The 4791-nt window shown below is 37.9% G+C and carries 5 protein-coding genes and 1 pseudogene; 3 read left to right on the plus strand and 3 right to left on the minus strand.

Features of this window, described 5'->3' with window-relative positions; all coding sequences use genetic code 11:
• Positions 1-49: 49 nt before the first annotated feature.
• Positions 50-658 (minus strand): annotated as a pseudogene (locus HMPREF2813_RS09475) (IS1595 family transposase).
• Positions 659-751: 93 nt separating this feature from the next.
• On the minus strand, positions 752-2191 hold the full coding sequence (dacB, locus tag HMPREF2813_RS01025; protein ID WP_005662415.1) for a serine-type D-Ala-D-Ala carboxypeptidase: 1440 nt from the start codon (positions 2189-2191) through the stop codon (positions 752-754).
• Positions 2192-2354: 163 nt separating this feature from the next.
• Between dacB and greA the strand changes: the two genes are divergently transcribed.
• Positions 2355-2831, plus strand: a complete 477-nt coding sequence (greA, locus tag HMPREF2813_RS01030; protein ID WP_005650402.1) for a transcription elongation factor GreA — start codon at positions 2355-2357, stop codon at positions 2829-2831.
• 38 nt (positions 2832-2869) lie between these two features.
• Here the strand turns inward: greA and yhbY are convergent, their stop codons facing one another.
• Entirely contained in the window at positions 2870-3169 is a 300-nt protein-coding gene (gene yhbY, locus HMPREF2813_RS01035; protein ID WP_005650404.1) for a ribosome assembly RNA-binding protein YhbY, read from the minus strand.
• Positions 3170-3295: 126 nt separating this feature from the next.
• Here yhbY and rlmE point away from each other — a divergent pair, with 126 nt between their 5' ends.
• Positions 3296-3925, plus strand: coding sequence for a 23S rRNA (uridine(2552)-2'-O)-methyltransferase RlmE (gene rlmE, locus HMPREF2813_RS01040; protein ID WP_013525847.1), 630 nt, complete (start codon positions 3296-3298; stop codon positions 3923-3925).
• Positions 3926-4015: 90 nt separating this feature from the next.
• Positions 4016-4791, plus strand: a 776-nt coding sequence (locus tag HMPREF2813_RS01045) for an ATP-dependent metallopeptidase FtsH/Yme1/Tma family protein (protein WP_148129907.1), incomplete at its 3' end; no start/stop codon positions are given.

Consider the following 4791-nt stretch of genomic DNA (forward strand, 5'->3'; position numbering starts at 1 on the left):
ATCAAGCCCTCGAATATCGAGGGCTTTTTTATGGGGCTGTACTAGATCACTAGACCAAACTCCCCTTAACTAATTGTTTTAAAATGGAAATTTGAGATTTTATTTCACTGTTGTTAAAACGCCATTCACATTCTTTTAAATACAGCTCAAAATGCTCTTTGGGAATGCCATTAAACTTCTGTAAATGGCGTTTTGCGTGATTCCAAAAATTCCCAATTCCGTTTATGTAGTTGTGATTTTCAGCAAAATGCGTGCTGTGATTGATGCGAAAATGGCTAAATTCACTGACATCAAGCACATCATAACCACGAAAGGTATCCGTATACACAATGCTATCAGGCTTAACTTTCTCTCGGATAATTGGCAATAATGTCTCTGATTGCGCATTAGGGACAACGACGGTATAAACCTTGCCATTTCATTTGAGAAGCCCGAATACCGCGACTTTCCCTGCAACACTGCGCCCACGTTTGCCTTTTCGAGTACTACCGAAATAGCTTTCATCGGCTTCAATTTCGCCTTCAAACATTTCCAAATGTGGGCTTGTTTGATAAATGAGTAAGCGTAATCGATGAAAGTAATAAGTGGCTGTATTTTTGTTTACATTAACCAATTTACTGGCTGTTCTTGCTGTGACACCTACGGCAAACAGTTCAATGAGTTTATTTTATTTATGCTGGCTTAAGTGACTTTTTCTCATTGGTTTATTCTAACCTAAATAGGATTTTTAGTTGTTATCTACTACAGCACCTTAATATTTATAGAGTTCGTTATATAAATTACGCTCGAATTGTACTAATGGGGCACGTTTTGTTTTGCTTTCCAAATCGCCAGTTGAGTAGCCATTAATAAATTGTACAAATGCCACTTTTTCCCCTCGCGCATTTGTCATAAAGCCAGCTAGGTTATAAACGCCTTTCAAAGAACCAGTTTTAGCAATCACGTTTTTCACTAATGGCGGGCTAATTAATCCACCTCGCCCACTGATCGTGCCATCTACACCTGCGATGGGGAAAGTTTCCATTAAATGTAGTTTATCTTCGTTTTTGGCGATGTATTCTAAAACGGATAGCATCGTTTTAGGTGCCACAAGATTATGGCGAGATAGACCCGAACCATCGGCTAAAATGCTATTACCAAAACGAATTCCTTGTTTTTGCAATATGGATTTAACCGCTAATGTGCCTAATTGAAAGGAGGCGGGGCGTTTATAGTAATTGAATGCCACCGCTCGGAATAATGAATCGGCAATTTGGTTATCGGATTTTTTCATCATTTTTTTCAATAAATCTGGTAATGGTTTTGATAAATGTTTCGCTAATAGCTGACCTTGTTGTGGTTTTTGGGGTAACAAGACTTTGCCATTGAACTCAATACCTAATTGTCTTAATTGACGTTGAATAATCGCGGCAGCATAAGCATCCGTATTTTGCACGGCAAAACTTAAGCCAAAAGGTTTATATTGACGGGCTAAACATCCTTTTACTTGATAGCGATTATTGTCGTGTACAACAACATCGAGCTGACAATAAGGTGCTTCATTGCTATCCGCTACATAAACTTGTCCGAACACTTGAATTGGAAATTGTGCAGGCACATTAATTTTTACTATTTCACCTGGATTTTTATTCGCATCTAGTTCCGCATAAAAACAGTTGTTATCAATATTTGCAGCTGCTGGTGGAGAGTTGAAACACATTGTGAGATCGTTCCAAATCCAACCTAATCCTCGGTCGTGACTAGAAAAAACAGAGGTATCTAATACTAAATCGCCATTAATTTTTTTGATGCCTTGTTTTTTTAATTCGGCAAGTAAGCTATAAAGCTGACCTCTTGTGAGATCAGGATCGCCTGTGAAACGCACGATTAAGTGACCATCTAAATTCCCACTTTGAATTTTCCCATTACTCAAAAGTGCGGTCTCAAATTGGAATTGATCGCCTAATGCAAGTTTAGCGGCAACGGCTGTAAAAACTTTTTGTGTGCTTGCAGAAAGCATAAAGGTTGAGCCATTATAATCAGCAATAATTTGGTTTTGATTTATATTTTTGGCGATGAAACCTACGTTAGAGCCTTCAGGCAGTTTTTGTGTTAAATCTGAAACATTAATATTGGCGAAGGTTGGAAGGCTAAAACTCACTGAAAGTAAAAAGGAACCAAGTGCGGTAGAAATTGAAGATAATTTTTTCATATTAGGTTTGTTATGGTTGCTATTTTTTTTTAGACGAACAATAATAAGCCCCGAATGAAATTGAGTAAATCATTTTCTCATTTCAAGTTTATTTTTGATAATACTGCAGTAAGATTTTAGAATTTTACTGTGGTTTTTGTTTTATTTAGTAAAAGGAAAAACAATGCAACAAATTCCAATGACTGTGCGTGGCGCAGAACAATTACGAGAAGAATTGGATTTCTTAAAAAATGTACGTCGTCCAGAAATTATTAAAGCCATAGCAGAAGCCCGCGAGCACGGAGATTTAAAAGAAAATGCAGAATATCACGCAGCGCGTGAGCAACAAGGTTTTTGTGAGGGGCGTATTCAAGAGATTGAAGGTAAACTTGGTAATGCTCAAATTATTGATGTCACAAAAATGCCAAATAATGGTAAAGTGATTTTTGGTGCAACAGTTGTGCTTGTAAATACAAATACTGATGAAGAAGTCACTTATCGCATTGTAGGCGATGATGAAGCGGACATTAAATCTGGTTTAATTTCGGTAAACTCGCCCATTGCACGAGGTTTAATTGGTAAAGAATTAGATGATACCGTTAATATTACAACGCCTGGTGGTGTCGTTGAGTTTGATATTATTGAAGTGAATTATATTTAAATAAAAAAGTGCGGTTAAAAATGACCGCACTTTTGTTGTTATTTGCGTGGAAGCTGAATTTTTGCTTCTTCGCTTGGGCGATAAAGCACCAAAATATGCCCGATAGTTTGTACTTGTGCTGCTTTAGTTTCACGCACAATCGCATTGATAATAAGTTGTTTTGTTTCACGATCTGCACCAGCAACTTTTACTTTAATGAGTTCGTGATGATTAAGTGCATTTTCAATTTCAGCAAGTACGCCTTCGGTTAAGCCATTTCCACCAAGCATAACGACTGGGTTAAGATGGTGTGCAAGACCTTTTAAAAATTGTTTTTGTTTGGTTGATAAGGTTGTCATAAGGATTCCTAATAAAAAAGAGCGGTTGATTTTCTCAATGTTTTTCATTGATTTCAATCAGCCTCGACTTGAATTTGACAGATTGTACCCAAATATAGGCGAAACGACTACAAAAAATAGAAGATTATGGGAAAGAAAAAACGTTCAGCGAGTTCTTCTCGTTGGCTGAATGAACATTTTAGTGATCAATTTGTGCAAAAAGCACATAAGCAAAAGTTGCGATCACGCGCTTATTTTAAGATTGATGAAATTCAGCAAACGGATAAATTATTTAAACAGGGAATGACCGTGGTCGATCTCGGCGCAGCACCAGGCGGTTGGTCACAATACGTAGTAAGCCAAATTGGTGGCAAAGGTCGTGTGATTGCTTGTGATATTTTGGAAATGGATCCCATTGTAGGCGTTGATTTTCTACAAGGTGATTTCCGTGATGAAAATGTTTTGAATGCTTTATTAGCATGCGTAGGTGAAGATAAAGTTGATGTTGTGATGTCTGATATGGCACCAAATTTTAGTGGAATGCCATCAGTGGATATTCCACGTGCAATGTATTTGGTCGAGCTTGCTTTAGATATGTGTAAACAAGTCTTGGCAAGCAAAGGAAGTTTTGTTGTTAAAGTTTTCCAAGGGGAAGGTTTTGATGAATATTTAAGAGAAATTCGTTCTTTATTTAATGTGGTGAAAGTGCGTAAGCCTGAAGCATCACGTGGACGATCTCGTGAAGTATATATTGTGGCAACAGGCTATAAAGGTTAATTGCTTTGATAGCTTTTCATTGCTAATGATGTGTAGTATCTTGTGACGAAATTTTTTAACTTAGGAAAGGTAGGTTAGACTTTGAACGATATGGTCAAAAATCTAGTGCTTTGGGTGGTAGTGGCAGTCATTATGATGACAGCATACCAAAGTTTCAATTCATCTTCGGTAGAAAATTCTACTGATTATACAACCTTTGTTTACGATGTAAGCAACGGACAAGTGACAGCGGCACGTTTTGATGCCAATGAAATTACGGTAACGAAAACCGATGGTTCTAAATATTCAACCGTAATGCCACCACTTGAAGATAAAAAATTGCTTGATGATTTATTAAGCAAAAAAGTGAAAGTGGAAGGCACGCCATTTGAAAGACGTGGTTTCTTATCCCAAATTTTAATTTCTTGGTTCCCAATGTTATTCCTTGTTGGTGTATGGGTATTCTTTATGCGTCAGATGCAAGGCGGTGGCGGCAAAGCGATGAGCTTTGGTAAAAGCCGAGCCAAAATGTTGAATCAAGATCAGATTAAGGTGACTTTTGCGGATGTGGCTGGTTGCGATGAAGCAAAAGAAGAAGTGGGCGAAATCGTTGATTTCTTGCGTGATCCGAATAAATTCCAAAATTTGGGCGGTAAAATTCCAAAAGGTATTTTGATGGTAGGGCCTCCAGGTACTGGTAAAACTTTACTTGCTCGTGCGATTGCGGGAGAGGCAAAAGTTCCATTCTTCACTATTTCTGGCTCTGATTTCGTAGAAATGTTTGTAGGTGTTGGCGCATCACGTGTACGTGATATGTTTGAACAGGCTAAGAAAAATGCACCTTGCTTAATCTTCATTGATGAAATCGATGCAGTGGGTCGCCAACG

Source organism: Haemophilus sp. HMSC066A11, from assembly GCF_001811665.1.
Taxonomy (GTDB): Bacteria; Pseudomonadota; Gammaproteobacteria; order Enterobacterales; family Pasteurellaceae; genus Haemophilus; species Haemophilus influenzae.